Origin of the sequence: Paenibacillus sp. FSL P2-0322 (assembly GCF_037975315.1) — a bacterium.
Taxonomy (GTDB): domain Bacteria; phylum Bacillota; class Bacilli; order Paenibacillales; family Paenibacillaceae; genus Paenibacillus; species Paenibacillus polymyxa_B.
Genome location: NZ_CP150243.1, coordinates 287,541 through 314,003 on the forward strand (window position 1 = coordinate 287,541; position 26,463 = coordinate 314,003).

Below are 26,463 nucleotides of genomic sequence, written 5' to 3' on the forward strand. Positions count from 1 at the left end.
ATGGTATGGATCGTTGGCATATGAGCAGAGCAGGAATTTTTAATTTTTGGTACTACGATGAAGAAGAGTTTCACTTTGAGGAAGGTAGATTAATTTTACGTGGAACGAACGGTTCAGGTAAATCGGTCACGATGCAAAGTTTGATTCCACTCGTGTTAGATGGAGATAAGCGCCCCCAACGTCTGGACCCTTTTGGATCACGTGATCGTCGTCTTGAATATTATCTACTGGGAGATGGCAACGAGGGGCATACAGATCGGACCGGCTATCTTTGGCTTGAATTCTATCATCCTGCCAAAAAAATATATAAAACGATTGGGATTGGACTTAGAGCCCGGCGTGGTGTTACACAGATTGGTTTCTGGGGTTTTTTGCTTGAAGATAACAGAAGAATTGGTGAAGATCTTTATCTGTATGATTACAATTTATGGTTAGAAGAAGGCAAGAAGGTGCCCCTTAACCGTAAATCTTTAGAAGAACAAATAGCATCCGGTGGACAAGTAGTTCAGGGGCAGGGTGCCTATCAAGAAATGGTGAATAAAGCACTATTCGGGTTTAGAGAGATAGAATCTTATAAAGATTTATTGAAACTGCTGTTGGAGCTACGTAGTCCAAAATTATCTAAAGATTTCAAACCTTCATCTATATATGAAATTTTAAATAATTCATTACCTCCGCTTATGGAAGAAGATCTGAGTTCGTTATCTGACGTTCTGGAGGAAATGGACCAAATAACAGATCGGCTGGATGAGTTACAGTTACATCTAGAGGAGATCAGTCGGATTGAAAAAAGTTATAACAGCTATAATCAGTTCCTCTTACAACAAGCATCCACTGATGTGATTCAAAAATGGAAGGCGTATAACAAGAATAATAATCAAGTTGAACATATTCAAACGGAATTAAAGCAATTAGAAGAAGATCGTCAGAGGGTTGTACGCCAACTAGACGATTACCATCAGCGCCTTGGAATTGTGGAGATGGAGTTGGAAACTTTAAACCAAGGTGAAGCAGTTGGAAAACAACGGGAATTGGAACTTGTTGAAGAACAGTTGAAGGAGGTACACAAGCAGCTTCAGAGCCTTGCACACCGTCTTAAAACCAATGAGGATAAGCTGGAACGTCTAAAGAGGGAGATTTTACAATTAAACAACTCTTTAAACCAGATTGTCAACGAACAGGATGAAACGATCAGTGAATTGGAAGATATAGCACGCATCATCGAATTTCACGAGCACGATATTTATCATGGACTGTGGAACCGTGCCATTCCTGAGGAAGAGCGCTGGCATAAAAGCTGGTTGCAAGACCTTGAAGCTCATAAGAAAAAACTGGCTTTGGCGCAACAAACAGCGAGAGAAGAAGGGGAGGCTTCGAGAGCCGTCAAAGAAATGGAAATTCAACTTGGAGAAGTCCACAAGGAACGGCATCAGGCCGAAGGTGAGCAAGCAAAACAGGCTGAGCATGTGGAGTCAACAAAAGAAGGAATGAGAGAACTGTTGGTCCGCTGGTATCAAGAGTTGAAGCATATCCCTGCGCAAGGAGAGCAATTGCGAGAAAGTTTACGTGCTTTAACTTCGCTCACTACTCGTAACCGTCAATATGAACCCGTACGTCAGCCCGCTGTACAAGCTTATGAACAAAAGAAAGAAGCAATTATGCAGCAAAAAGTTCAATTAAATCAGGAAAGACTTTCTGTACAAGCCAAGACTACTAGACTTGAAGAGGAACTTAATCAGTGGAGAGTGACTAGAGAACCAGAGCCCAGAAGGACTGACAATAGAGATTCCGCCCGCAAACACAGAGGGACAGGGAGAGGGGCGCCACTCTATACGGTGTGTGAGTTTAATGAAAATTTAACAGACATACAGCAAGCGCAACTGGAAGAAACATTGGATCAAGCGGGTCTGTTAGATGCATGGATTTTACCAGGTGGTCAGGTTGGTGTACTAGACCAGGAGCACAATGAAGAAGTGTGGTTTCAACCTGTAAATCGGATAAAGGGGACAACGCTAAGTTCTGTACTGTATGCAACACCTACGGAGAAGAGTGGGCTGTCAGTGGAGGATATTACAAGTGCGTTAGATTCGATAGGGTGGAACCAGCAAATAGAGCCATCCATAACTCGTATTGAAACGGCAGGTGCATTCATTGCTGAAACGGGAGAATTTAACCTGGGACCTATCTCTGGCAAGAATAGTTCCAAATCACGTTCTGAATTTATCGGAGAAGCAAATCGCTTACGCACAAAAGAGTTAGAGATGGCGAAGTTGCAAGTAGAAATACAGTATACAAATGAACAACTTCAAGTCATCAGCCAGCAACTTGAGTTATTGACACAACATCAGCAGGAAATGGATATTGAATTCGAAACTTTTCCTCAGGATCTTGAGCTTCAGAAGCAATTGGAAAGCCTGATGAAAATAACATTTCGGCTGGAACAATTCATGATTCAAGAGCAGAAAGTGGAAGAGCGTTATAAAGAAAAGGTTTCAGACTGGAGAGAGCTACAATTAAGGTTAACTGAACAAACCGCAGAGTGGTCCTTACTGAAAAAAGAGCATCAAATAACTGAGGCGATTGAACTTAGTTCTGCTTATCAAAGCCGCATATCTGACCTTTACTCTTACTGGGAGCAGCATCGTAGTACATTGCAATTAAAGGATAATCAAGAGGAACAACAAGCCGAATTGCTCATCTTCGTTGAGGGAGATCAAATGGAGGTAAGGGATCGGGAAGATCAGAGAGTAAGGATGACAGCTCAAGTAGATTTACTCAATAAACTAGTCAAAAACATGGGAATTCAAGAAATTCATGAACGAATTACGAAGTATAAAGAAGAAAAAGATACAATTAAACGCAATATTATTCAATTACAAAATGATAAAGAGCAACAATACAACAATTTAGGGAAGGTAAGTACAAGCCTTAAAAATGAAGAAGAAAAATTGAACAAAATTCAAAGTGAATTGGATGATGTAATAGCCCTCTGGAAAATGGAAATAAACTTAGCGCTGTTACCTATCTGGAAAACATTTATTGGCCAGATAGAAGCCGAAACTTCTATATTAGAAATTGTGAAATGCTGCGAACAGATTACAAATGAATATGCGAATCTCTTCACAAATCTAACTCGAGAGCGAATGGTTAATGACTTGACGCAGGAGTTTCACAAAGGGAAAACAAATTTACAAGACTATGTATTAGAGATGGATCATGGGGGGGGGAACTCGAGCCGAATCATTCTTCTTTCCAAAAGAGATCGTATGAACCCGATGACTCCAACGGCGGTATTACAGGAGTTAACTCAACAAATTGAGGAACAGCAGGTTCTACTTACAGCCAAAGATCGCAATTTGTATGAGGAGATCATTATCGGGAGCGTAGGAAAGGCAATCCGTAAAAGAATTCACCAAGCAAGAAATTGGGTGGAGGAAATGGATCAATTAATGAAGCAAAGAAATACTTCCAGTGGGTTAAAGCTCTCGTTGAAATGGGAACCTCTCAAACGTGGTAGTGATAATGAATTGGACACAACGGATTTGGTGGATTTATTGATGCTAGATGCCAATCGTATGGACGATGAGCAGATTGAAGAGGTCATTACTCATTTTCGGACAAAGATATCTCGGGCAAAAGAGGAAGCTCAAAAGGAAGACGGAGTATTACGTAAGTACATTTACTCACAACTCGACTACCGAAGCTGGTTTCAATTCAGACTGGAGCATTTAAAAGGAGAACGAACTAATTATACGGAATTGACGGATCGTAAATTTAATGTGCTGAGTGGTGGCGAGAAAGCCATGGCTATGTATATTCCTTTGTTTGTCGCTTCTTATTCCAGATACAGTGATGCTGATACAGAAGCGCCTAAAATTATCTCGTTGGATGAAGCGTTTGCAGGCGTGGATGACGCTAATATGAGAGATATGTTTCATTTACTGACTGACATGGGCTTTGATTATATAATGACTTCTCAAGTTCTATGGGGCTGTTACGATACGGTGCCTAATCTGGCGATATATGAAATACACAGACCCAAAGATACGGATATCGTTACATTGTTCCATTATCGGTGGGATGGTGAAAGTAAGATACTCATGGATTGAACTAAATCTATATGCAGCGTAGAGGTGTGTTATGGAACTTGCTAATCGGAAAACAGCCAAGCAATATTATGCCGATCCTAGCTTTGAAAACTTATTGACCACTGTTTTCAATAAATATCAAGGTCTTAATGGTGTGAAAGGGAACGCTCGGATCATTGTAAAGACGGTGGCTGAAGCAGAGAGATTGCAAGACTATTTTGGCTATCGCACACGACGATTAATTCGTCCTGGTTCAGAAGTTGAAGTTCATTTAAAGATTTTTGCTGAGGAATTGGAACGAGGCTATAAACTAACAATACCGGATTTATATGATGTCTTATATGGTAAACAGCTATTGACGAGACACGAACAAAAAGAATTGAAATTAACAGCCTGGATGGATCTTTTTACAAAAGTGAGGCAGGATTTTAAACGTGAATTTAATATTTCTGAAGCGGAGATTCAAACATTTAATCAAAAAACTTTTAACTGGTTCAGTAGGTTACAGGCGGGAGACGCTAAGGGCTATGGAGTATTGAGGAGTACCTTCAATAAAGGAGAAAATGCTTACTCTGATCTGCTTGATTGTTTAAGCGCTCTATGGCATTTACTTATTAAGAAGAAAGAAATGTTTGCAGAAAGGGGGGTATCCACTGAGAAAATTACTTTACCTGCATTCGCTGCACATGTGACTCAGGATTCACATGCCTTTGATAAAAAAAGGTCACTTGGAAGACTATTAGGGCATGCTTTATATGATATAGATATGCGAAGGGTACTTGCAAATGAAACGCTAGAGAGTGATCGTACGGTGGTTCCTGAATATTTACTAGAGCGTCAAGTGTATAGAAATTTCGGTGTCAAGGATGACGATCTTAGCTCTATATCTCACGTTTTTGTACCAAACTTAATCAAAGGTACTTCTCCTCGTACATTGAACTTGCGAGAAATAGAGGAAATGGAGCATTTACCGAGGTACTCGGCATTATACATTGTTGAAAATCCTTCTGCGATCTCTCATCTGGCAGATGAGACTATTCACTTCCTGAATAAAAACGGACTCTCCTTAGAGCAGCTCCCAGAGAGTTTTCCGGCTCTTATTTGCACCATTGGACAAGCAAGAACTGCTTCTAAATTATTTATAGACAAGTGTCTAGCTTCCAACCCTGATTGCATTATTTATTATTCGGGCGATCTGGATTGGCACGGTTTGCAGATGATGCATGGGATAGAGGGACAATTTACAGCACAGTTTCATGCCTGGAGGATGGATGTGTCCATTTACCGCAAATATATCTCTACGCGAAGTGTAGCTTTATCCAATGAAGATTTAAAAAACTTAGGACAATCCATCAATGTCTTAGAGCAGGAAATGGTGAAAGTTGGAGCTAAAAAAGTATATCAAGAATTATTTGGTAAGGAATTACGTGAGGACTTCATTGAAGTGATCCATGAAGCTGTCAGGGTTTGAAACCGATTATTGAATGGCTAATAAATTTAATCTGATAGGTGCTGAGGGTATGCCTGCTTGGCAGTTGAAGCATATAAAGGGAGAAATGTTCGCATCTGAAGTTATTCCAATGAATGTGGATGAATCCAAGAATCTGCATCGCTTAGGATGGGAGCAAGGATTTCATTGGGAACGGTATCTTCAAGAAGATGGAGAATCAAGTGCTTATAAATTAAGTATCATCGGTGACAAAAGCATGCAGGGAGCCATCGCATACCGAGTGGCAGAGGATCATGTGTATATTGATTTATTGGAAAGCTCACCACATAACCGATTTAACAATCCTGAAAGACAATTTATTAATGTAACAGATGTTTTACTAGGAGCTGCTTGTTTAAAAAGCTTTGAAGCAGGAAAAGATGGTTTTGTTGCATTTACACCTAAGACAAGGCTCTACAGTTATTATGCAGACAGATTCAATGCTAAAAATTTAGGCTCCCGTATGTACCTTAACGACATTGATGCATATCGCCTTATTGGGTTATACTATAAATAAGGAGATGATAATCATGTCCAGACTCGCTCGTAATAAAGCTCTAGGTATAAGAACTGTGAACAAGGGTATAAGTGCATTTAAAACAAGAAATTCTATGAGAGAACTTGAGGGTACTATGATTGTCCCTGCCCCTAAAGAAGCTCGAGAAGAGATAGACCACGACATGAAGAAAGTTCGTATAAATTTGATCCAAGAGCTTGGACAAGCGGAATATGATCGACGAATTCAGAATTCCAATAAAATATTTAAAGACCTTATGAATGAAACGGAGGCTGGGGACTGACCCCATAACGTGAGACAAATCAAAACACCTTCAAGAGAATCGAGCCATGTCGTAAGATATGGAGATAACCTTGGAGGTGTTTTTACGTTGGCAACGAGAGTGAGTTACCCCTTAGAAATAAAGATGAAAGCTATTGAAATGAGATTAGCAAGAGTTCCGGTAAGAGAGGTTATGGAGAAGTTGGGAATACGGAATAAAACACAGCTAAAAACATGGATGAGGTGGTATCGAAAAGGCGAAGGGCATCGTCTGGAGCAGCCTGTGGGTAAACAATACAGCTACGGAAAAGGTCCGGAACACTCTTCGGAGCTCGAAAAAGTAAAAGCAGAGAACCGGTTCCTGAAGCAGCAACTGGACCTGCTAAAAAAGTACAAGGAACTGGAAAGGAGGTGGAACCTCAAGTCGTCATTGCCTGGATCGAGTCCACTTTGTGGCTTACAGTATAGCGGACAAGCAAGATACGTCCTTGGTTTTGGATACGCTGAATCAACTTCCAAAACGGACAAGCATGCTGCTCCATAGCGACCAGGGAAGCGTATATACGTCACAGGCTTACCAAGCTGCAGTAAAGGGAAAAGGCATTACCATGAACATGTCCCGTAAAGGAACGCCCGCTGATAATGCCCCCATCGAATCGTTTCATTCCACACTAAAGTCTGAAACGTTCTACCTCGAAGATCTCATGTGTACAACGACTGCAATCGTTGAACAGACCGTTCGAGACTACATCACCCACTATAACTCAATTCGGATTCAAGCGAAACTAAATAACCAGTCGCCGGTAGATTTCCGACGACTGGCTGCTTAAACTTGCAAGGTGTTTTGATCCCTGTCTCACAAACGGGGGTCAGTCCCCCGTCCCCATTTGCAGGTGTTTTATCTACTTCGGGGATACGAATATCCTTTTGGCTCTCGTCGATCTCCTGGAATTCACCGTCAAATCGTAAGTAGGAGGCATGAATGGCTTCTTTTAACTCCAATTTGGAAGCGTAGTCGTAGCTGGACATCTAATCGCTCCTTTAAATGATATGGATGATACTCACTCCTTTATATGTACCATTCTCAATATGACAACTGTATGTCTTATACAAAAATAAAAAAAATATCGTTTTTTGTGATTTTATGAAACAGCATTTGGCGTGTTCACGAAACAGGATGCAAAATTAATAGAAAAATTAAGACAAAAGATAAGTAATTAGACATATTTTAATATTTATTTAAAAGCCTATAATTATTGGAGTATAGCGCTTGGGGCCCTCATTGGTGTTGGGATATTATTCCCTTCAACAGTACGTTATATACCGTTTGGACATGTCATGTCTGATGAACGTTGCAACCTTTGCTTTAGTATTCATGAATCTAATCAAGAAGGAGATTGTTATATGAAGTCGAGTTTGTTAAAAAAATGTGCAAGTGTAATGTTAAGCAGTACGTTGGTACTGTCTTTATCATTACCGTTGCTAGGTCATGCACATGCAGATGGGAATTTACAGATAAGTGATGATTTCGAGCAAGGAGAAGCTCAAGGCTGGACCGCAGATTCGGGGAACTGGTCTGTGGTCAAGGATGGGAATGGTTCTACATACCAACAATCTAGTCGAAGCGAAAGCCATTCCGTCAAAGGTAATGCCTCATGGACGAACTATAGCGTGCAAGCAGATGTATATGTAAATGATTTTAATGGCTCTAATCGAGTCTACGTTGCAGGTAGATACACAGATTCCAACAACTTCTATGCAGCATCGTTGTACAACAAGAAAGACGGAGCTCTTGAGATTCGAAAAAAAGTCAAAGGCTCTATGAAGACACTGGCTACCAATAAAAAATACAAACTGGACACGAATACATGGTACAGAGTCAAGCTGGAACTATCCGGTTCGGAAATCAAAATGTATGTCAATGATCAACTGGAGCTGTCCGCAACAGACACCAGCCTCACTGCTGGAGCCATTGGTTTGGTAACTTCTAAAACAGCTGCCCAATTCGATAATGTGATTGTATCCGGTGCTTCTTCTGAGGGAGAACCAGGAACACCGCCTGTGAATCCGACACCAGGTACAGAGAAACCGACTCCTGGAGTGGATCATAACGCAACCTCCAAAAATAACTATAATTTGACTGGCTTTTCGTATGGTAATACAGGTGGTGGCAATATTGCGGATACAGATGCCAACTACAAAAAAGTTTATAACGCTGTAGATCTCAACGAAGCACTGAAGAAAGGCAGCAAAGTCAAAGTGATTGAGATTATGAACGATCTTGATCTCGGTTGGAATGAAATTCCTAGTGCTGCCAAAGTAATGCCTTTTAGTGCCAACAACCCTGTACAGACGCATCCTGTTCTGAAAAAGACAGGTGTGAGCAAAGTCTATATCGAAAATATGAATGGGGTTACGATTTTCTCTGCCAATGGTGCGAAAATCAAACATGCCGGCTTTGTTATCAAAAGAAGCTCCAATTTGATTTTCCGTAACCTCGAATTTGATGAACTTTGGGAGTGGGATGAAGCAACCAAAGGGAACTATGATAAGAATGACTGGGATTATGTTACCATCGAAGGTACAAGTTCCAAGGTATGGATTGACCATTGCACATTTAACAAAGCCTATGATGGTCTGGTAGATGTGAAAAAAGGTAGTAACGGAGTTACGATTTCTTGGTCTTTGTTCAAAGGAGATGACCGCAGCTCCAACAGCTGGGTAACCCAACAAGTCAACGCGATGGAAGCAGACAAGTCTTCCTATCCTATGTACGCTTATCTGAGAAGCAGTGCAGTAGGCATGAGTAAAGAAGATATCATTGATATTGCAGCAGGACAAAAGAAGGCTCATCTGATTGGTGCTACGGAAATGGCTTCCGACAATGCAGACCTAGAGGTAACGCTGCATCATAATTACTACCTGGATATTCAGGATCGTATGCCTCGTCTGCGTGCTGGTAATGCTCATGCATATAACATCGTTATGGACGATGCTGGATTGGCCAGAGCCAAAAAAAGAATCACTTCTGACATGGCTAAAGCAATTGCCGCAAAAGGATACCATTTTGACGTCGTGGGTAACGGTGCGATTTCAACAGAAAACGGTGCGGTGTTGCTAGAAAAGTCTTATTTAATTGATGTGTTTTCTCCAGTGCGTAATAATCAAAAAGATCCTAAAAAAGATGACTACACAGGAAAAATCAAGGCTGAAGACGTCATCTTCTCCGACAACGGTACCGTATTCAGAGGAGGCAGCGAAGAAGCGAATAGCCCATTAGCCCCTTATCCTGCGAAGGCCAAGAGCTTCTCGTGGAATGGATTCACAACGTTGCCATACAGCTATACTGCCGAAGACCCTGCTAACCTGGTTGCTCAATTGCAGGCCAAGGATGGAGCGGGTGCAGGCAAGCTGAACTGGTCGAGTGAAAGCTGGCTCAAAACGGTGTACAATACGTCCGTTACGAAAAATGCAATAGTGGAAGAAGATTCCGAATAGGTAGGCCATATAAAAAAGCAGCCAGGACAGATATGCTCTGTTTCTGGCTGCTTTTTTGGTTACCTACGTTAAGGCTGCGTTCGGTACGAACTTAACCAATAACGACAAACGAGGACACGCCAGCAGGTACGGTTCTAACCCGGAATAGCGTTCCATCGTCTCTAAAGGTACGCAGAATAAAAGCCTGGTTCGTAGGTGTACGGACTCTGCTGAATCGGGCAGTACCAAAACCATCGAAGCCTGCAGCTTGCACAAAGCTTCCATCTAGACGCCGGAGTATAGCAAAAAATCCAGTTGTGTTAAAAGGAACACCGTTTGTGTTAGCCCAGATGACCGTAAATCGGCGCAGGGTTTGTGTTGGACTCACATTGCGATATCTCGTAACAGGAACCTTCCTGCCCGTAGATTTCAATGTTTGTGGAGGACGAATGGCCACTTCAAATCAACTCCTTTGTTGTGATGAGATAGTAAATGCAAACAAAGGAGTTTTGGACTGTGTTATAAACTACGACTTCTTAAAAATAGGTATATATCGAACTCAAAATGGCATTCCATGTACATTATAGTTCGATTTTGGACCTCCTTATGCCCAATCGCGTCGTAGCGTAAAGAGGTCTTTTAACGCGTCTGTAGACAGCTCAGTAATCCAGCCCTCGGTACTGGTTATGATTTGGTCGCTAAGCTGCTGCTTGCTCTCCAGCATTTCATCAATGCGTTCCTCAAGCGTGCCCAGCGAGATAAATTTGTGCACCTGTACATCCTTCGTTTGCCCCATCCGGTAGGCGCGGTCTGTGGCCTGATTTTCAACAGCTGGGTTCCACCAGCGATCAAAGTGAAAGACGTGGTTGGCGGCTGTCAGATTCAGGCCCACCCCCCCGGCTTTGAGCGATAAAATAAACACGGATGGCTGCTCGGCAGGGGGTAGCGTGTGAGATTGGAATTGATCAATCATTCGGTCACGCGCAGTTTTGGATGTGCTGCCGTTCAGATAGAGCACGGGCTCTTGCAGCTCCTGAGCGAGTACCCGCTGGAGCATCTGCCCCATACCAATATACTGTGTAAAAATAAGGCAGCGCTCGCCCTCTTCCCGCAGTTCCTTGACCATAGCCAGAATGCGCTCCAGCTTGGATGAACGGCTAATGACCGCTTCAAGATCGGCCTGACTATAACCGGAAGCCGCGGTATCTGGGAGCGCCTCCTTGGTTAAGAGGGCAGGATGGTCACAAAGCTGCTTCAACTGGGTAAGGGCGGATAAAATGGCTCCTTTCCGCTCAATCCCTTCCAGCTTCTGCATCCGTTCCATCAACTCTTTGACAATCTGGTCATAGAGCGCGCCCTGCTCAGAGGTCAGATGAATGTAGGTTTTCATCTCATTCTTGTCAGGCAAATCAAGCTGTATAGCAGGGTCCTTCTTCTTGCGCCGCAGCATGAAGGGCTGAACCAGCTTTTGCAAATCTAACGTGCGCTGCTCGTTATGTTCCTTCTCAATAGCATTAATGAAGCGATTGCTAAAGGCGCGTGAGCTGCCCAGATAACCTGGATTGATAAAATCATAAATGGACCATAGCTCGGACAACCGATTTTCAATAGGTGTCCCAGTCAACGCAATCCGATGACGTGCAGGAAAGCTGCGCACGGCTGTGGATTGCTTGGTTTGCGCATTTTTAATGTTCTGCGCTTCATCCAGGCAGACTGAATCCCAGGTCATGCTTTGTAGCAGCTCTTGATCCAGGGTTGCCGTAGCGAAGGAGGTCAGGATGACATCGGCCTGCTCGACTTCTTCGCGGAACAAGTCTCCCTGCTCCCGCTTGCTTCCATAGTGCAGCATCACCTTCAATGAAGGGGCGAAGCGGCTGAGTTCCTTCTGCCAGTTGCCCAGCACCGAAGTCGGGCAAATCAGCAGCGAACTAGAGCGGACGCCCGTCTCGGCGGCAATATCCTGTAGGTGCAGTAAATAAGTAATAAACTGCACTGTTTTACCGAGTCCCATATCATCGGCCAGACAGGCACCCAGTCCAAAACGCCGTAAAAAAGCAAGCCATGCATACCCGTCCCGCTGATACGTCCGCAGCTCGGCTTGCAGCCCGTCCGGCACGTCCAATGCAGGCCATTCCGACTGCCGTCCGAGCTGGCTGATCAGCTTCAGCAGATGGGCATTCAGCTCGACTTCCAGTCGGAAGCGTGCCGCATCCTCCGGCTGCTCGCCCGAGGCGTCGCCTTCAGGCTCGTCGGCGTTGCCGAGCAGGTGTAGCTGCAGGATGTCCTGAAAGGACAATCCCTGAGCACTGTCGATCCCGGCCATGGCCCGGCGGATCTGCGCCAGCAACGCGGGGTCGAGCGCGATCCATTGCCCGCGGAAGCGCACCAAGCGCTCGTTGCGAGCGACCAGCTCGGCGAATTCCGACTCGCTGAGATCGGCATCACCGATGGCAACACGCCAATCGAACTGGACAATCGAGTCCAGTCCGAACAGCGAGCTACCCTTCGTGCGCTCTCCCGCCCCTTCGCCCGGGCGTACCTTGGCCCGCAGCTTTGGCTTCTTGCGGGTAGCTGCCTCCCACCAAGCCGGGAGCAGCACCTGCCAACCGCTTTCCAGCAGACGCTGGCTGTCGGTCGTCAGGAATTGCCACGCCGCTTCGTCGGAGAGCGGGCGATTCAGCACGTCATCGCGGCTTCCGGCACGCTGCCCGGCGGGCAAAATCGAGGTCAAACGTTCTAGCCACCCGGCAGAGCGCTCACGGACATGTGCTGTCCAGGCATCGGGCCATGAGCCGGATGCGTACCCATCATCGGCGAGCTGTACAGACACCAGCAACGCCGGGTCTTGCTTGTCCTGCAACACAAGCTTGAGCTGCCAGGACGGCTCGTCGTCCTCCAGCTCTGGCTCTAGCAGTTGCAGAAGTGGCCGAAATGGCGCGGTATCGGCTTTCCAGCCGATGGCGGTGAGCCAGGCCCGCGCGTCCAGACCCGCCGCCGGGCGATTGGGGGCGAAGAGAATCGGATATTCTCTTCGCAAATCGGCGGCTTCCGCTTCGGTGCCGTACCAGCGCTGAAATACGGCAGCCGAGAACGCCGCTATCAGCCCTTCCTGCTCGTCCTTCTCCAAGCTGCCTAGCAAAGCAAGCTCTGCCGGTTGGATGTTTTCCAGTGCTTCCGCATCCCACTTCCATTGCAGCTTCCCCGCCTGGAACGCTGTGAAGCTGGGCACATATGCTTTTGCCTCAATACAGTGAGCAAGTAAAGGGATCAGCCGGAGCCACGGGGCATTGGCCTCGTCCCAGACCCATTCGATATGCTTCAGAAGCTCGCGCTCTGCCAGAAAAGGAATCACCTGCTCCGAGGGCAGCAGGATAATATCCGTGTCTTGAACATGTTGAATCTCCAGCTCAGTGCCATAAAACGAAGCCTCATGCCAAGCAAACAAACGCTGCTTCAGAATTTGGCCGGAAATGCTATAGTTCATGGAGGAATCGCCATAGATCAGCGCGTCTCCATAGGTAGTTAATTGGATATGGACGGTAATCGTTTCGGTATATTGATTCATGATAACAATTTCCCTTTCCGTAATTCTTCCTGTAGCGCCCGCAGGCGGCTATGACGGCTGGTGAAGGTCGTAAAGAACAGCTCCCAGCGTGATTCCTGCTTCATTTTCTTGTACAGCTTGAACAGTCGCTTTAACAGCTTGACTGCTGCTTTATAGCTGGCCCTGTTTTTTTCTAGCACATAACGTTCTACCGCCTGATGGTAAAAGGGGAGTAGTAACTCAGGCGCGTTCTTTTCAATGGGCTGCAACACACTCACTCGAAAACTCAAAGGCTCACTGCGTATGCTTAGCTGATAGTCGATCCATGACCGCCATTTTTCGTGAGCAAGCAGCGCCTCTTCATACATTCCCCCGGCAAATGGAAGCATACCCACCAGCGTGTCCCACATGTCCTGCTCCGCTTCTGGAAGGTGCTGTAAAACCAGATCCCAATCATGTATATAATCTTGTAAATGGTCATCCCGATGACTGTGAAGCAGGGGGCCGATATGTCGCAGTCCGTCCTTGAGACGTGCCCAATCCTCGGCTTTACGCAGCGCCTGTAAGAACAAAAGCAATTGACTGGAAGAAATTTTTAGTGGAAAAGCTCGTTCCGCCTCCTGAAGCAGTGCCCAGGCTTCATTATCGTGCGATTGGAAAATATGCATCCAGCTGCGAGCCAACATCCACGGAAGCCGTGCTAAAGTTGTGCCGAGCTCCTCTTCAGCCGCCTGTAAATGCTGTAATTCCTCCGTATATATGCTGGAGTCCTGCCTTTCGTGATGCACCCTGTGCACCCAGTGCAGCCATAACTGATAATACGCGTCTGAAAAATAAGTACCGTTACGCGATTCTGTCAGCATTTTTTGGCGTAAATAGGCTAAGGTTTCTGCCATACGGGCTTCTTGCATTGGTTCATCGGTCAGCTCCAGTGGACTCTCAAAATCACGCTCGATAGCTTCTTTAAGCTCATCGGCAGCAATTTGCGTGTAATACCCCATATAGGTATGAGAGGGATAGCCCGGCATGGGAGACTGAGGCACCAGCTTTTCCAGCACACGCAGATGAGCATGCAGTCCGTATAGCTGTTGCATGCCGGGTGAAAGCGGTGGCTTCACAGCATAGATCGAGGCTAAAGCGCTTTGGACATATTGGGAATTTTGTGTGTTCACACGGTTAAGGGCGATACACTGATCGAACAGATCATGCCACTCTGAAATGGGCATGTCTGGTATTTGGCTTGCAGTTTTACTGAGAGCGTTTCTTGTTGTTTCCTTGTGATCCGGTGAAAGGTTCGACCGGGAAGGAGGTACAGTACCCGTGTCAGCTTTTGCCGCCAATCGAGTGAATCCCGCCGAATGAGCGTTCACTAAAGCATGTACAGAACGTTCTTGTTCATTCGCGTAATTCAGTAGTACGGCGATCATATGCTTGCAGTTGGTGTGGACAGGGCACGTACATCTGCTGGCAGCAAAAGCGCTTAAGTGGAGATCCACCTCGTATAGCTCGCTTCCATCCACGACAGCTGCAATATGATCGGCATCAGGCATTGCGAACTCTTTTACCTTTCCTTGCTTAAAATACTGGAAACCTCGTTTGATCGTCACGTCATTAAAATGGTCAGCCACATTTTGAATAAGCTGTTGCCACTGTGTATCATCCATAAGATAGGTTGGTTTCATATGCATTAGTCTCCTAAGAGAGAATAGTTGATCGGGTAGTAGCTTAACTCTTCCATTATATCAGTTCACAAATATAAATTGAGTGGAGGGAGCAGTTGGAAAGTTTTCATACGGGTTGACATGTTTCCTTTTGAAGAGTACATTTCTATTATAAATATAAAATAAATATTACTAATATTTTAGTGTTAATGATTTTGTATAGGAATGGTTTGTAGTGAACTGTATCCGTGGAGGTATGCAATAAACTTATTGTTAAGAGGGGGAAATAATATGTCGTCTTTATATAGCTATGATATTCACCTGCCCAGCCAGCTTGATCCCGACCGTACGTATCCAACCATTTTTACACTGCATGGGAAAGGGTCCAATGAGCAGGATATGTTCGGAGTCGTGGAGCTGCTGTCAGAGGAATTTATTATCATCGGCATTCGTGGAGACCTTCCCATGAGTGGAGGATTCCAATATTATGAGCTGAAAAGTCTGGGTAATCCGCTGCGTGAGCAGTTTGATCGGTCTATTGAACAGCTTCAGGCGTTCGTACAGTATGCCACAGATAAATATCCGGTTGATCCTGAGAAACGGTATTTCCTCGGCTTCAGTCAGGGAGCGATTTTGTCGATGTCACTTGCGCTTACCCTGGGCAATCAGTTGAAGGGGATTGTAGCGTTGAACGGCTATGTACCTGATTTTGTGAAAACAGAATACGCGCTGCAAAGCATAGAGGACGTGTCCGTATTTATTTCCCACGGCGAATACGATTCTGTATTTCCAGTGAGCATCGGCCATGAGACGGCGGCATATTTCCAGACCAGGACTTCTCACTCCACATTCAAAACATACCCGACGGATCACGGTGTCTCACCAGATAACCAGCGAGATGTGCTTCAGTGGCTGCGTGAGGATGCGGGGATAAGCTCGAAGATGTAACCAGCCTTGGTATTCGTTTTTTTGTTGTAATAGGATATTAGGCTGGTTGCCTTCTTGCAGAATGAACTAAAAAGAACCATCTTGAGACAGATGGTTCTTTGTCGCGAATACTTAAAAGGATTCATGAATAACTAATTCATTAAGGGAGAAACGTGTTGTTGGACGTGCAGGGGTTGCGGCTACACCAAGGGTGACAATCATGACAGGGACAAACCGCCCAGGAATATTCAGAGCTTCAGGCAGTCCTGCAGGATTAAATCCACCTATTGGACCACTATCGTAGCCTTTCGACTTGGCAGCTAACATGAGTTGCATAGCTGCGAGAGCAGCATTTTTGTTTGCTTCATCCCTAGCGAATTGAGGGCTTTGATAGCCTCCTTCGATTTGGGATAACAAGATGTCTCGCACTGCTTCCGAGATGAATTCTGACTCATAAAGACGGTTATACATTTCTCTGCCAGTTCGGTTTGCCTCAAGATCACCGAGAATGACAACAACAGCAGAAGCATCTGAAATCTGTTGCTGTCCAAAGGCGATCGGTTTGATTCGATCTTTTTGTTCTTGATTCTGGATAACCAAAAAGCGCCAGTGTTGAAGATTCCAGGCTGAAGGAGCTGTCGCGGCAAGTTCAAAAATTTCATTCAACGTTTCTTCTGGGATGATTACGTTTGTTTTATACTCTTTGGTAGCATGTCGTTCACGCAATATTTTCTCAATAACTTCTTCCGCGTTCTCAAAATTAGATGTATTATTTTGGTTCACAGTAGGTTCTTCCTTTCAAGTATCAAAGCTTATTATTTATATAGATCCAATGGTTTAGTGTTTGGATTGAGTTGCAGCGTAAGCAGCAAAAGGTGTTCCATCGTAGATCACTTGAACGGAGGAAATCTTGTTATCCTCTACGACGATGTATTCGGCAACCGTTGCATCCGGAACTGGAATAGTGTTGGAATGATATACGATCACAGCCTCCTTATTATCTCCAAATGCTGTAATGAGTGTTAGTTTGTTAATCATCCGGGCAAATCCTTCTGCAAAATTTTGGAATGATTCTCTACCTTCAAGGTTACCTAAGGGAGAGGTCGTAGTGACTTTGTCCGAAACCAGCGTCATCAGCTTTTCGATATCTTTATTTGCCATCGCTTCAAAATAAGCTTTTGCGATCACCAGTGCATTGTTGTTTTCATTTGTATTCATGTTGAATACCTCGCTTTCAGTTGGAATAATTACAATATACAAGCCTTTTACTGACAACAGTTTGTCAGTAGTTCTTCAACATACTTTCCACTTCTTTTTTGACACGACTTCGAAAGGATTCAGGTTCCAATACTTTAACATTAGATCCCCAGCTCAAAATCCAATGCAATAATTCCTCAGCATATCGAACACGGAAATCTACATAATAGCCATTCGGAAGAAGCTCAGCATGTTCCATAAAATATATTTTTGATTCATCGACTTTATCTGCAACCTCGGGCTTAAATACGGTTCGAATGGTTACATGTCGATCATCTGCCGGACGATACGTATGCAAATTGAAGTCCCGAGGTAATTCGAAACTTTCGATCATTGTACTCACATCACTCATGCGAGATATTTTAAAATGTCGATGCTCTCCTCTGAGATCACACTGAGCCACAAGCAGCCACCCTCCTTGCACAAGAACTAATCCTAAAGGTGCGGCTGTTCGTATCGTTTCACGACTATTCTCCGATTCCGATATTCGCTTCGTATATTTGAAATGTATTTTCTTTCCCTCCATCATGGCAATACGAATCGTTTTTATATTGGATTTTTCCCTTTCACCTAATTCAGGGTCTTCAGATTGAAGTCGAAAACGGATACCACTGCGGATTCGATCAGTTTCATGACGAATGGGGTCAGGTAAGATCACTTCAATTTTTCCCCGAGAGGACTGAGCACTTTGACTATATTGATTATCAAATCGCTGTTCAATGAATTCAGCTCCAAGTAAAAGGGAGACCGCTTCCTCCACCGTAAAGCTAACCGGGGGTAGGAAATACCCTTCAATTAAAGAGTAGCCGTGTCCAGGTGCACCGATAATCGGAACGCCAGATTCACTAAGAGCCTGAATGTCTCGATAAATCGTACGTACACTGGTTTCTAACTTCTCCGCTAGTTCTTCTCCCTTTAGAACCTTCCTACGCTGTAGCTCCAATAAAATCGCTAATTGCCGTTCGGTTTTATTCAATTTCCATCCCTCCTGTGTTTCAGTTGTATTTATAAACCTGATTATTTTTAATCACTATAAAAAAACACTACTGACACTTGTATGTCAGTAGTGTTCTCTCCATCAGAATTTGGTCTATAGAAAGTAATGATTCCCGGTTGTCATCCTAGATTATTATTGCCCCGCGCTTTTTAAACGGAAAGATAATTAAAACGGTATTGAACATCAAAGGTAACAATAGTGCAGTCCTCACCGCCGGAAAATACGTCCTACCATCACCCTCCTGACACACTGTTGTCAGGAGACGAGCAGTATAGTTTTATGAGGGGTACACAGTTCCATGTGGTTTCTGTAGACGATCCAAAATCGCTGAAATGAAGGAGCTTAACTGTAATGGAGAATATAAGCAGTCATTTTCATTTTGCTTCTCCTCTTCTTGAGGGTGTAATTCGAAAAAAGAAAAATCGATTTGTTATGATGGTTGAACTGGATGGGGAGCTACACGATTGCCATTGTCCTGCTACAGGCAGTATAGGAAACATTGTCTTTCATGATATCCCATGTCTTGTTTCGCGTAGTAATGACCCTAAAAGAAAAACACAGTTCACCATTGAAGCCATTTCACTGGATCTACCATCCGTTGAATCGAAGTCATGGATTGGGATTAACCAAAATGCGGCCAATCGGTATATCGAACATTTCATCACAAGTGGTCAATTTAAAGATATGATTGGCGATTTCCAGACAGTCATCCGGGAAACGAAGCTTGGTAATTCAAAACTGGATTTTCTGGTGGATCAAACTTATGTAGAGGTCAAAACGCCATTAACCACTTTACATGTCGAGATGGGCGATCATATTGTAATCAAAAAAAACGCTGAATTTAATTCTTTTGAACGTTTTATCAAGCACATGGGTGAACTCAGTGGAAGTTTATCTATAAATGAACGTGCGATTTTGATTGTTTGTTTAGTTTATGAAAACAATGGATTCAAAGTTGGGAATTCTGGGAAACACAGCGGTTATGTTATGCAAACCGTTCAAAATTCCATCAAAAATGGAGTTGAAATCTGGCAAGTTGATTTACAAATTAATCCCGATGCAGTTAGCCTGACGGGCTATTACAACATTACCAATCAATTTTTAACAGGCGATATTATTTCTGAAGAAATATACAAATAGCTACTGACACACTTTTGTCAATTAAACTCCAATATAGTGATGCTACTGAAGAAAATGATATTTGCTATTCACTTCACCAAGCAACCATTAATTGTTTGTTAAAAAGAGTATACCTTTACAGACAGAAAATAGACGGTGACCTAGCGGCGGATCTCATCTGGTTTTTGGAGCAGACAAAAAAGACCGATTCATTAAGAGTCGGTCTTTATGATCCTTATAATCTTTTTTTGCTTTTTCATCCTCTGATAAAATGTGACTCCAACATGCTCAGAGAAAGCTCGGCAGTAGTGGCTACCACGATATCCGCACCTTGCATTTGCGAAGGTGTTCCTACACCGACCGCAAACATCCCGGCACCCTTGATCGCCTGTATGCCAGCCTGTGCGTCCTCTATACCGATACATTCGGCAGGCTGAACGCCTAGATTTGCGGCTCCGGTGAGGAAAATTTCCGGGTCAGGCTTGCCATGCCGAATGGCGGTAACATCCACCACACTGTCAAAATAGTAGGCTAGCTCCAGCCGCTCCAGGATAAACGTTGCATTTTTGCTTGCAGAGGCCAGCGCGATGCCGATTCGGGCTTCACGAAGTTCTGTCAGTAGCGCTTTAATGCCTGGAAGAATGTCCGAGGGCGTTACAGCTGAAATGAGCCGCTGATACTCCGTATTTTTCCGTGTGGCCAGTTCTTGCTTGCCTTCTTCTGAAAACTTATCGGACAGGTTACCGCGCGCCAGTATTTTGTCGAGCGATTCCGTACGGCTGATTCCTTTTAACTGTTCATTAAATTCCCGATCAAAAGGGATGCTCAGCGCTGCCGCCAAGCTGCCCCATGCTTGAAAATGATATTCTGCGGTATCTGTAATGACTCCGTCCAGATCAAAAATGACTGCTTTCATTTGGTTTCCCCCTGTCTGCCCGATTTATGAAACGCTGTTCGTCATTAACGACTGCCCACTGGTAATGTGCGTTGGCTCTCCATACAGCTCCAGCGTCAGCGGTTCTCCGTCCAACAGGGTAATGATTACTTCATTTTCCTGTACGAGAATACTTAACAAGCGACCGCGATAGTTGATTTTAAACGTATATTTGTTCCAGCCCTGTGGCAGGAAGGGGGAGAAGCTTAATGTTTCACGATACGTTCTCATCCCGGCAAAACCCTGTACAATCGCCAGCCAGCTTCCTGTCATGGAAGTGATATGAAGTCCGTCTTCGGTATCGTTATTGTAGTTATCCAGATCCAGACGGGCCGTCCGCTTATACATCTCGACTGCCTTTTCCTCCATTTTGAGTTCGGCAGCCAGCACGGCGTGAATGGACGGGGACAGACTGGATTCATGAACAGTCATTGGCTCGTAAAATGCAAAATTGCGCGCTTTTTCTTCCAGCGTGAACTGGTCTCCAAAGAAATACAGCCCTTGTAGCACATCTGCCTGCTTAATGAAGCAGGAACGAAGGATTTTATCCCATGACCATTTCTGATTTAGTGGAAGGTTGCTGGGATCAAGGGAGGATACAGGCTGCAAATCCTTATCCATAAAGGTATCGTGCTGTACGAAGACTTCCCGCTCCTCATCATAGGGATAATACATGTGAGTGATGATATCCTGCCAATGTGCAAGCTCGTCAGCCGTAACTGCTAGATGCTCCGATTTTTCTGCTGAAATTTGAGGTAAGACCGATAATGTATATTTCAAAACCCATGCAGCCAGCGTGTTGGTATACCAGTTGTTATTGACGTTATTTTCGTATTCGTTCGGCCCGGTAACCCCGTGGATCATATACTGCTGCTGGCTTTTGGAAAAATGAACCCGGTCGGCCCAGAAGCGGCTAATTTCGACCAGTACATCTATTCCATATTCCCGTAAATAGCTCAGGTCCCCCGTATAGTTGGTGTAATTGTAGATGGCATACGCAATGGCTCCATTACGGTGAATCTCCTCGAAGGTAATCTCCCATTCGTTATGGCACTCCACACCTGTAAAAGTGACCATAGGGTATAGTGCACCCCGTAGCCCTTGCTGGGCTGCGTTATGCTTGGCACCCTCTAGTTGTTGGTGACGGTAAAGCAGCAGATTTCGCGTTACGTCCGGGTCTGCAAGCGCCAGGTACATAGGTACGGCATATGCTTCTGTGTCCCAATAGGTGGCACCGCCATATTTTTCACCTGTAAAGCCTTTGGGACCAATGTTCAGACGGGCATCTTCGCCGTAGTACGTAGAGAACAGCTGAAAAATGTTAAAGCGTATTCCCTGCTGGGCCTCTGTATCTCCCTCGATTTCTACATCGGCTTTGTCCCAACGTCTGGCCCAAGCTGCGACATGCTCCTGCTTGAGCGAAGTGTAGCCTTTGTTCACAGCCTCCACGGCGATGCGTTCAGCTTGTGGAATCAGTGCATCCTTTTCCATATCCCGTGAGGTGGTAACAGCCACAATCTTTTGCAGCTGGATACTGTCGCCCGGAGCGACACTGTATTGATAGTGGCGTGCAGCGTACAAAAAGCTCTCTTCCGTCGTCTGCTGCTCCTGTCCCTCGGTCACAATACCCATGGTAGCGTTTACGGTAAAGCGCGGAATACCGAAGGGATTATCTATAGTTGTTGTGGACAGGCTGATGAATTGTTCTTGAACCTCTCGGGCCTCCTCCAACCAAAAAACCTCATCATAGTTCGTGTCTTCATTCTTCGTATTGCCGTCCAAATAGGGGACAAGCTCTATGGTTAGAGGCTGCTCGCTTATATTCGTTGCTTGGTAATCAATCAGGCATAGCTCACGAGTGGTGAGGCTCAGAAAACGCTCCGTAGTGATACGAACCTGGTCGTTCACGGTGCAGGTGCGTCGCAGGATACCCTGCTTCATGTCCAATTCCTGCACAAAATCGCTGATGTGTGCCGTAAATAAGTCTACTTCCTCTTGGTTTACGATCAGACTGATGCCGATGAAGTTCATGGCATTGATGACCTTGCCAAAATATTCAGGATAGCCGTTTTTCCACCAGCCGACCTTTGTTTTGTCGGGGAACCATACACCGGAGATATAAGTTCCCTGATGATGATCACCTGAATAAGCTTCTTCAAAATTGCCGCGCATGCCCATATAACCGTTGCCTATGGACGTTATGCTTTCCTGTAATCGCATGTGTGTGCTATGTAGAGTGTGTGTTGTCAGCTTCCAACTATCTACGTCAAATAATCGGTTGTAAACCATGATTGTGTACCCCTCTCGGAAAATGAGATCGTTGTTTTAACGAAACCAGTATATGAGCGAGTTCAGTATATAGTGCAACCGTTTGCCCTGTCAACGCAAAAAAACTGATTTTATGGGTTTCCACAAAATCAGTTCTTGTTCATTCCTCAGAGAATCATAGTACCTGGCTGGACTCGCGTTCCACAATTCGGTGGGGAACAATGATGTGTTTGGTCAACTCTTTGGGGTCTTCGATTTTTTCAATCAGGCTTTTGGCTGCCTGATAACCTAGAGTGAAGATATCAATATCCACGGAAGTGAGAGGGGGATTCATCAGCTCAGCCAGCATTAGATTATTGAAGCTCACCATGGATAACTGCTCTGGCATGGACACGCCGAGCTGAGAGAGCATTTTCTGTACTGCCATGGCTACAAGGTCGTCGCTAACGATCATCGCGGTAGGCGGCGGGGTAGCCTGCAATAATGTGCGCATGTCCTCTAGATTAAATGGCTCCCTGACCACGTATTCCTTGGGTAGAGGCAAGCCCGCCTCTCGCAGCGCATCCTGGTAGCCTCGGAGTCTTTCAATATTCACGATCTGTTCATGATCACCGCCAACATAAGCAATGCGCTGATGATTCAGCCCAGTCAAATAAGTGACCACATCCTTAGCAGCCTGGTAGTTATCGTTGTCTACATGGGTAGTTTCACTGACAAATTGCTGAGGCTTACCGATTACGGTGTAAGGTATTTTTTCTTGATGAAGATACTCCACGATGCTATCTTTTTGCTTGGAGTACAGAACAATATAGCCGTCAACACGTCCGGTCCGGCTCATCAGCCTCACGCGGGATAGCAATTCATCACTCGTTTTTCCTGTGACAATGGACAGTGTATAGTTGTGCTCATTCACCCATTCGCTGATCCCGCGAAGGCTTTCCGGAAAGAAGGGATTTTGAAAGATTGCCACATCCGATTCAGGCATAATAATGCCAATCGACTGTGTGACACGGTTAGCTAGACTCTGAGCTGAATAGTTGGGTTCATAGCCAAGCGCCTTCATTTCTTTACGGACACGTGCCTTGGTGGCTTCGCTGATTTTGGGGCTGTCTTGAATGACACGGGATACGGTGGAAGTAGCAACATTAGCACGTTTTGCGACATCTTTGATGGTTACTGCCATCGTCTTCGTCTCCTTTTGCTATCTCAAGCAGGAAATATTATGTTCTATCATACGATATTGCTCGAAAATCAACAAATTCGCGGCTTTTTCGAGTTTTTACATCATCATTAACCAAGATATTTACAATTAGGGTATTGCCAATAGAAAGCGATATCATTATAATAATTGTGCAACCGATTGCATAATGTTTATAGGGTACGAACAACGCTGTACATACTATAAGGGATGGAGATTGAAGGAGCATGAAAAAACTTCTATCATTTGATTTTTGGCAAAAGCTCGGGAAAGCACTGCTAGTGGTTGTTGCTGTCATGCCGGCAGCAGGGATTATGATTTCGCTCGGTAAAGTAGTGGCGATGTTGGCTGGCGATATCCATTTCTGGTTGACTGTCGGCGGGGTCATGGAGAATTTGGGTTGGGGTATTATCAATAATTTACACATTCTATTTGCAGTGGCGATTGGTGGTTCCTGGGCTAAGGAACGAGCGGGCGGGGCTTTTGCTGCCTTAATTGCCTTTATTCTCATTAATATTTCAACAGGAACGATTTTGGGTGTGTCCTCGAAAATGCTAACCCAGGAAGGTGCCACCACCCACACTCTTTTTGGTGCATCCATTCCGGTTAGTGGCTATTTTACCTCTATCTTAGGGGCGCCTGCACTTAATATGGGTGTGTTTGTCGGTATCATCTCCGGATTTGTCGGGGCCGTGGTATTTAACAAGTACTACAATTACCGCAAGCTGCCAGACGCTTTAGCCTTTTTTAACGGTAAACGTTTTGTTCCTTTTGTTGTGATTTTATGGTCTGTCATCGTAAGTTTGATCATGTCTGCCATCTGGCCATTTGTTCAGGGGGGGATTAATCAGTTCGGTATTTGGTTGGCGACTTCGGGAGAGTCGGCTCCTTTTGTAGCGCCATTTGTCTATGGTACACTGGAAAGACTACTGATTCCTTTTGGACTTCACCATATGCTGACTGTTCCTATTAACTATACTCAACTTGGTGGCGTTTACACGACACTTACGGGTTCCGGGGCAGGAAGCGTCGTTGCCGGGCAAGACCCGCTGTGGCTGGCTTGGGCAAGTGACCTGAGTGCGCTTCGTGGTACCGATCCGACAGCCTACAATAGCTTGTTGGAAGGCGTGACGCCTGCCCGCTTCAAGGTAGGACAAATGATCGGTGGAGCAGGAATCCTTATGGGACTAGCGGTGGCTATGTATCGCCGTGTAGACAAAGATAAACGCAGCAAGTACAAGTCGATGATCTTTTCGGCAGCCGCAGCTGTCTTTTTAACAGGGGTAACGGAGCCACTGGAATTCATGTTTATGTTCGTAGCACCTGTGCTGTATGTGGTTTATGCTGTTCTTACCGGTATTGCGTTCGGAATGGCCGACATCATACATTTGCGTTTACATTCGTTTGGTATGATTGAACTGCTGACCCGATTGCCGTTGTCTATAAATGCGGGTTTGGTGCAGGATATTATTAACTTCGTGCTGACTTGTGTGGTGTTTGCGGTAGCAACCTACTTTATCGCTTATTTTATGATCGGTAAATTCAAAATGGCTACGCCGGGAAGACTGGGGAACTATACGGATGAGGAGCCTCAGGGCACTTCCGAGGTGGGGAATACGAAGACAGAAGGTGTGGCAGCTGTTTCCACTCAAAATCAACTGGCTACGGATATCATCAAGACGCTTGGGGGTGAGCAGAACATTGTCGAGGTGGACGCTTGCATGACCCGTCTGCGTGTGACGGTGAAGGATACAGATGCCGTTGGGGACGAAAAGACGTGGAAAGCGCTGGGTGCCTTGGGCTTGATAAAAGTAGATAATGGGGTGCAGGCGGTTTACGGACCGAAGGCCGATGTGCTTAAATCAGATATACAAGACATACTCAACAGGTGATTACTTTGAAGTTGTTAACCTTAAATGCACATGCTTGGATGGAAGAAAACCAGCACGATAAGCTAAAGCAACTGGCTGCTTTTATTGATGAACAGCAGTTTGATGTCATTGCTTTGCAGGAAGTGAACCAGTCCATGGAAGAGACTCCTTTGTCGCCGGACGATTTGGGGGCTTACTATAGCGCAGATCCTGAAGTTGTCATTAAGCGTGATAACTATGCTTATGTGCTGAACGGGCTATTGTCCAACGCCTATCATTGGACGTGGGCTCCCGCGCATGTTGGTTTTGCCAAATACGACGAGGGTTTGGCGATTCTGTCCAAAACACCGATTACAGCTACGGTGAACGAATATGTTTCCTCGCTACAGGATTATGACAACTACCGCTCGCGTAAAATTGTCGGCATTCAAACTGTGGTGGACGGAGTACAGGCCTGGTTTGTAAGTGGACATTATAACTGGTGGAATGATGAAGAATCCTTCCGTGGACTATGGGATCGTACAACCAAAGTGCTAAATTCTTTTGCTCCGACTCCTGTGTTTATGATGGGTGATTTCAACAACGCGGCCGAAGTACGTGGAGAAGGATATGACTATGTACTGCAATCCGGCTGGTCAGACACCTATCCGAATGCAGCAGTACGTGATGAAGGCCACACGGTGATTAAAGCTATTGCTGGCTGGGAAAGTAACGCAGAGCCGCTCCGCATTGACTTTATCTTCTCCAATAAGGCTGCACAGGTTCAATCCTCAACCGTTGTACTGAACGGGAAGACAGGACCAGTTGTATCGGATCATTTTGGGGTTGCAGTTGAGTTAGAGCTGTGATGAAAAG

The 26,463-nt window shown here is 45.0% G+C and carries 19 protein-coding genes and 2 pseudogenes; 10 read left to right on the forward strand and 11 right to left on the reverse strand.

Annotated features, from left to right (window positions below; all coding sequences use genetic code 11):
* The first annotated feature begins 5 nt into the window (after positions 1–5).
* The 5 genes and pseudogenes from MKY24_RS01260 (at position 6) to MKY24_RS01280 (ending at position 7,185) form a co-directional block, all read left to right on the forward strand.
* Entirely contained in the window at positions 6–4,109 is a 4,104-nt protein-coding gene (locus tag MKY24_RS01260; protein WP_339201267.1) for a TIGR02680 family protein, read from the forward strand.
* A 31-nt stretch (positions 4,110–4,140) separates the two neighbouring features.
* The gene (locus MKY24_RS01265) at positions 4,141–5,559 is read left to right on the forward strand and encodes a TIGR02679 domain-containing protein (protein ID WP_339201268.1); all 1,419 of its coding nucleotides are present in this window, start codon (positions 4,141–4,143) and stop codon (positions 5,557–5,559) included.
* Positions 5,560–5,572: 13 nt separating this feature from the next.
* Entirely contained in the window at positions 5,573–6,094 is a 522-nt protein-coding gene (locus tag MKY24_RS01270; protein ID WP_339201269.1) for a hypothetical protein, read from the forward strand.
* A gap of 13 nt (positions 6,095–6,107) precedes the next feature.
* Positions 6,108–6,377: a hypothetical protein gene (locus MKY24_RS01275; RefSeq protein WP_339201270.1), complete on the forward strand. Its 270-nt coding sequence runs from the start codon at positions 6,108–6,110 to the stop codon at positions 6,375–6,377.
* A gap of 87 nt (positions 6,378–6,464) precedes the next feature.
* Positions 6,465–7,185: pseudogene (locus tag MKY24_RS01280) on the forward strand (IS3 family transposase).
* Here MKY24_RS01280 and MKY24_RS01285 read toward each other — a convergent pair.
* Positions 7,106–7,384, reverse strand: a complete 279-nt coding sequence (locus tag MKY24_RS01285; RefSeq protein WP_339202427.1) for a hypothetical protein — start codon at positions 7,382–7,384, stop codon at positions 7,106–7,108. The pseudogene MKY24_RS01280 and the gene MKY24_RS01285 overlap by 80 nt on opposite strands.
* Before the next feature lie 375 nt (positions 7,385–7,759).
* Here MKY24_RS01285 and MKY24_RS01290 point away from each other — a divergent pair, with 375 nt between their 5' ends.
* Positions 7,760–9,853, forward strand: coding sequence for a family 16 glycoside hydrolase (locus tag MKY24_RS01290; protein WP_339201271.1), 2,094 nt, complete (start codon positions 7,760–7,762; stop codon positions 9,851–9,853).
* Between the two features lie 91 nt (positions 9,854–9,944).
* Here the strand turns inward: MKY24_RS01290 and MKY24_RS01295 are convergent, their stop codons facing one another.
* The 3 genes from MKY24_RS01295 to MKY24_RS01305 form a co-directional block, all read right to left on the reverse strand.
* Positions 9,945–10,289, reverse strand: a complete 345-nt coding sequence (locus MKY24_RS01295) for a hypothetical protein (protein WP_023986544.1) — start codon at positions 10,287–10,289, stop codon at positions 9,945–9,947.
* Between the two features lie 147 nt (positions 10,290–10,436).
* A complete protein-coding gene (locus MKY24_RS01300) occupies positions 10,437–13,397 on the reverse strand; it encodes a DEAD/DEAH box helicase (protein ID WP_339201272.1) in 2,961 nt (986 codons plus the stop codon).
* Complete coding sequence (locus tag MKY24_RS01305) at positions 13,394–15,058, reverse strand: SWIM zinc finger family protein (protein ID WP_339201273.1); 1,665 nt, start codon at positions 15,056–15,058, stop codon at positions 13,394–13,396. Before MKY24_RS01305 ends, MKY24_RS01300 begins: the two co-directional genes overlap by 4 nt.
* 270 nt (positions 15,059–15,328) lie before the next feature.
* Here MKY24_RS01305 and MKY24_RS01310 point away from each other — a divergent pair, with 270 nt between their 5' ends.
* A complete protein-coding gene (locus MKY24_RS01310) occupies positions 15,329–15,985 on the forward strand; it encodes an alpha/beta hydrolase-fold protein (protein WP_339201274.1) in 657 nt (218 codons plus the stop codon).
* 111 nt (positions 15,986–16,096) lie between these two features.
* Here the strand turns inward: MKY24_RS01310 and MKY24_RS01315 are convergent, their stop codons facing one another.
* The 4 genes and pseudogenes from MKY24_RS01315 to MKY24_RS01330 form a co-directional block, all read right to left on the reverse strand.
* Positions 16,097–16,747 (reverse strand): nitroreductase family protein, encoded by a 651-nt coding sequence (locus tag MKY24_RS01315; protein ID WP_339201275.1) that lies wholly within the window; start codon positions 16,745–16,747, stop codon positions 16,097–16,099.
* A gap of 54 nt (positions 16,748–16,801) precedes the next feature.
* Entirely contained in the window at positions 16,802–17,182 is a 381-nt protein-coding gene (locus MKY24_RS01320) for a nuclear transport factor 2 family protein (protein ID WP_028541911.1), read from the reverse strand.
* A 64-nt stretch (positions 17,183–17,246) separates the two neighbouring features.
* On the reverse strand, positions 17,247–18,197 hold the full coding sequence (locus MKY24_RS01325) for a YafY family protein (RefSeq protein WP_053324411.1): 951 nt from the start codon (positions 18,195–18,197) through the stop codon (positions 17,247–17,249).
* Between the two features lie 151 nt (positions 18,198–18,348).
* Positions 18,349–18,432, reverse strand: a pseudogene (locus tag MKY24_RS01330) (hypothetical protein); the annotation flags it as partial.
* Between the two features lie 137 nt (positions 18,433–18,569).
* Between MKY24_RS01330 and MKY24_RS01335 the strand changes: the two are divergent.
* Entirely contained in the window at positions 18,570–19,358 is a 789-nt protein-coding gene (locus tag MKY24_RS01335; protein ID WP_023986550.1) for a DNA/RNA nuclease SfsA, read from the forward strand.
* A gap of 235 nt (positions 19,359–19,593) precedes the next feature.
* On the opposite strand, the gene pgmB is transcribed toward MKY24_RS01335, so the two are convergent.
* The 3 genes from pgmB to MKY24_RS01350 all read right to left on the reverse strand — a co-directional run bounded on the left by pgmB (position 19,594) and on the right by MKY24_RS01350 (position 23,722).
* Positions 19,594–20,253 carry a beta-phosphoglucomutase gene (gene pgmB / locus MKY24_RS01340; protein ID WP_028541913.1) on the reverse strand — a complete coding sequence of 220 codons (660 nt, stop codon included), beginning with the start codon at positions 20,251–20,253 and terminating at the stop codon, positions 19,594–19,596.
* A gap of 24 nt (positions 20,254–20,277) precedes the next feature.
* Complete coding sequence (locus tag MKY24_RS01345; RefSeq protein ID WP_071559477.1) at positions 20,278–22,560, reverse strand: glycoside hydrolase family 65 protein; 2,283 nt, start codon at positions 22,558–22,560, stop codon at positions 20,278–20,280.
* 154 nt (positions 22,561–22,714) lie between these two features.
* Positions 22,715–23,722, reverse strand: coding sequence for a LacI family DNA-binding transcriptional regulator (locus MKY24_RS01350; RefSeq protein WP_028541915.1), 1,008 nt, complete (start codon positions 23,720–23,722; stop codon positions 22,715–22,717).
* Between the two features lie 242 nt (positions 23,723–23,964).
* Here MKY24_RS01350 and MKY24_RS01355 point away from each other — a divergent pair, with 242 nt between their 5' ends.
* Together MKY24_RS01355 and MKY24_RS01360 are read left to right on the forward strand one after the other, a co-directional pair.
* Positions 23,965–25,629, forward strand: coding sequence for a PTS transporter subunit IIBC (locus tag MKY24_RS01355; RefSeq protein WP_160788521.1), 1,665 nt, complete (start codon positions 23,965–23,967; stop codon positions 25,627–25,629).
* 5 nt (positions 25,630–25,634) lie between these two features.
* A complete protein-coding gene (locus MKY24_RS01360) occupies positions 25,635–26,456 on the forward strand; it encodes an endonuclease/exonuclease/phosphatase family protein (RefSeq protein ID WP_028541917.1) in 822 nt (273 codons plus the stop codon).
* The last annotated feature ends 7 nt before the right edge of the window (positions 26,457–26,463 follow it).